1 protein-coding gene is annotated in these 2,395 nt (G+C 59.4%); it reads left to right on the forward strand.

What is annotated here, in order from left to right; genetic code table 11:
• A partial coding sequence (locus tag VIM98_RS07190; RefSeq protein WP_331992420.1) for a TonB-dependent receptor occupies positions 1-2,264 on the forward strand: 2,264 nt, incomplete at its 5' end.
• Between the last annotated feature and the right edge of the window lie 131 nt (positions 2,265-2,395).

Genomic DNA, 2,395 nt, shown 5'->3' on the forward strand with positions numbered 1-2,395 from the left:
CCGAGCTTACGCTCGAACCGGGTAACTGGCATTCGCGTGCCGAGGATCGTTACGGCCCTGACGGCAAGCGCTACATTACCGCCAGCGAAGACCGCGACGAGATGACAAAGATCAACGTCTACGCATCCGGACCGATTATCAAGGACAAGCTGTTCTTCTTCGCCATGTACGAAACGCGCGGCAATTCGCCGCGCAACACCGACGATCTCGGCGTCCTTTACAACAGCACCCATTCCAATAACGATTTCTGGGGCACGAAGCTCGACTGGCATATCAATGACAGCAATCTGCTGGAATTCATGGCCTTCTCCGACAAGGTCAGCGATGGCACCGATGTCTACGACTACAACTTCGCCGACAAGTACGCCAAGAGCAAGACCAACGAGATCTACAACGACACCGGCGGCAAGAATTGGGCTTTCACGTATACCAATTACCTGACCGACAACCTGTCGATGAAAGTGATGTACGGCAAGAACAACCGCGAATCGTTCAATCGTGCCTTGACCGACCTGGAATGCAACCCAGTGGCAGCAACCAGCGCCGTCCCCTCCCCCGGCGTGCCGCTGGGTTGCACCAGCAATACCGCAGTGGAGAAGCTCAACGACCAGCGCAAGCAGGCGCGTGCCGATTTCGAATGGAAGCTGGACGATCATCTAGTTCGCTTCGGTTACGACCATGAGGTAGACACCTCGATTTACAGCCGCCACTATCCCGGCCCGGATGCGCTCTACTACAACGTCTACGACGCCGCGCCCGGTGCGTCGATCCCCAACCCGGCCGGTGGCGGCGTGATACCGCCCGGCTACTTCGGCTACGTACGTGCGCGGCGCTACGAAATCGCCGGTACGTTCGAAACGACCAACTCAGCCTATTACCTGGAAGACAACTGGCAGATCACGCCACGCCTGCTGATCAACGCCGGCATCCGCCGTGACGGTTTCGACAACAAGGGCGGCGACGGGCGCAGCTACATCAAGATGGACAATATGTGGGCGCCGCGCCTGGGCTTCTCCTTCGATATGAAGGGCGACGGCACCACCAAGCTGTTCGGCAACCTGGGGCGCTACTATCTGCCGGTCGCCAACGTGATCAACATCAAGCAGGCCGGTGGCCTGCTCGACCAGCGCACTTACTATGCCTTCGGCGGCTGGCAGATCATCGACCGCAACGGTTCGCAATACGCCATGCCCATCCTGGGACCTCAACTCGGCGGCGTGGACGTATCGCAAGGCGATGGCACTGTGGGCGATCTGCGCTCCGAAGTGGGTCGCGACATGGACCAGGTCTATCAGGATGAGGCCATCCTGGGCTTCCAGCAGATGCTGGACGAGAAATGGTCCTGGGGTGTAAGCGGCACGTATCGGCGCCTGCACAATGCTATCGACGACATGGAGATCAGCGCTACCGCCAAATGCGGCGGTGACGGATACATCGGCTGGGTGATGGGCAACCCCGGCAAGAAGGTCACCGTATGGGGCGACACCAACTGTGACGGCACACCCGATGGCTGGGTTACGGTCGACACTGCCAAGGAAGGTTGGGCGATGTACGATGCGGACGGCAATTACCTTGGCCAACGCGGCTGGGTGAAGCCCAAGCGTACGTACGAAGCACTGGAATTACAGGTCGATCGCGCCTGGGACAACAAATGGGCTTTCAATGCCTCCTATACCCTGTCGTGGAACCGGGGCAACGCCGAAGGTCCCGTCAACTCCGACACCAATTTTGACGATACCGGCCGCACCGAGAACTTCGACAATCCATGGGTCAACTTCGGCGGGGACGGCTACCTGCCGAACGACCATCGCCATCAGCTGAAAATGCGCGGCACCTACGCCATCACGCCGCACTGGCAACTCGGCGCCAATATGACGGTGCTCTCCGGGGGTCCGATCACCGGCTTTGGCGTGGGCAATCCTTTCGACGACACGAACTACCATAGCTATTACATCTGCATAGAGAACTGCGAATCGCCGCGTTCGGAAGATCGCGTCTACGCAAACTCGCCGCGCGGCAAGTACGGCACAATGCCCTGGACCTACACGATAGACGCGAGCATTACCTATCTGGTGCCTATCGGCCAGAAGGGCCAGCTACGTGCCAAGCTGGCCGTCTACAACCTGCTCAATCAGCAAAAAACCATTGCCGTGGATCAGGACCTGCAAACCAGCATCTCCGAGTACACCAATCCCTACTTCGGCTACGGGATGCGCTTCCAGCAACCGCGCTTCACCCAGTTGACCGTCTCCCTCGACTTCTGAGGGCCACCGCTGCGGCCCGCGACAACGCGGGCCGCTTTTTTTAGGTGGCGGTTCGCTGGCCGTGTACGATGGCTTGGTGCACATCGCCGCCGAAGGATGCATGCCATGCCGTCACGCGCCCTGCTCGCGCT

Origin of the sequence: Dyella sp., assembly GCF_036568765.1 — a bacterium.
Lineage (GTDB): Bacteria > Pseudomonadota > Gammaproteobacteria > Xanthomonadales > Rhodanobacteraceae > GSA-30.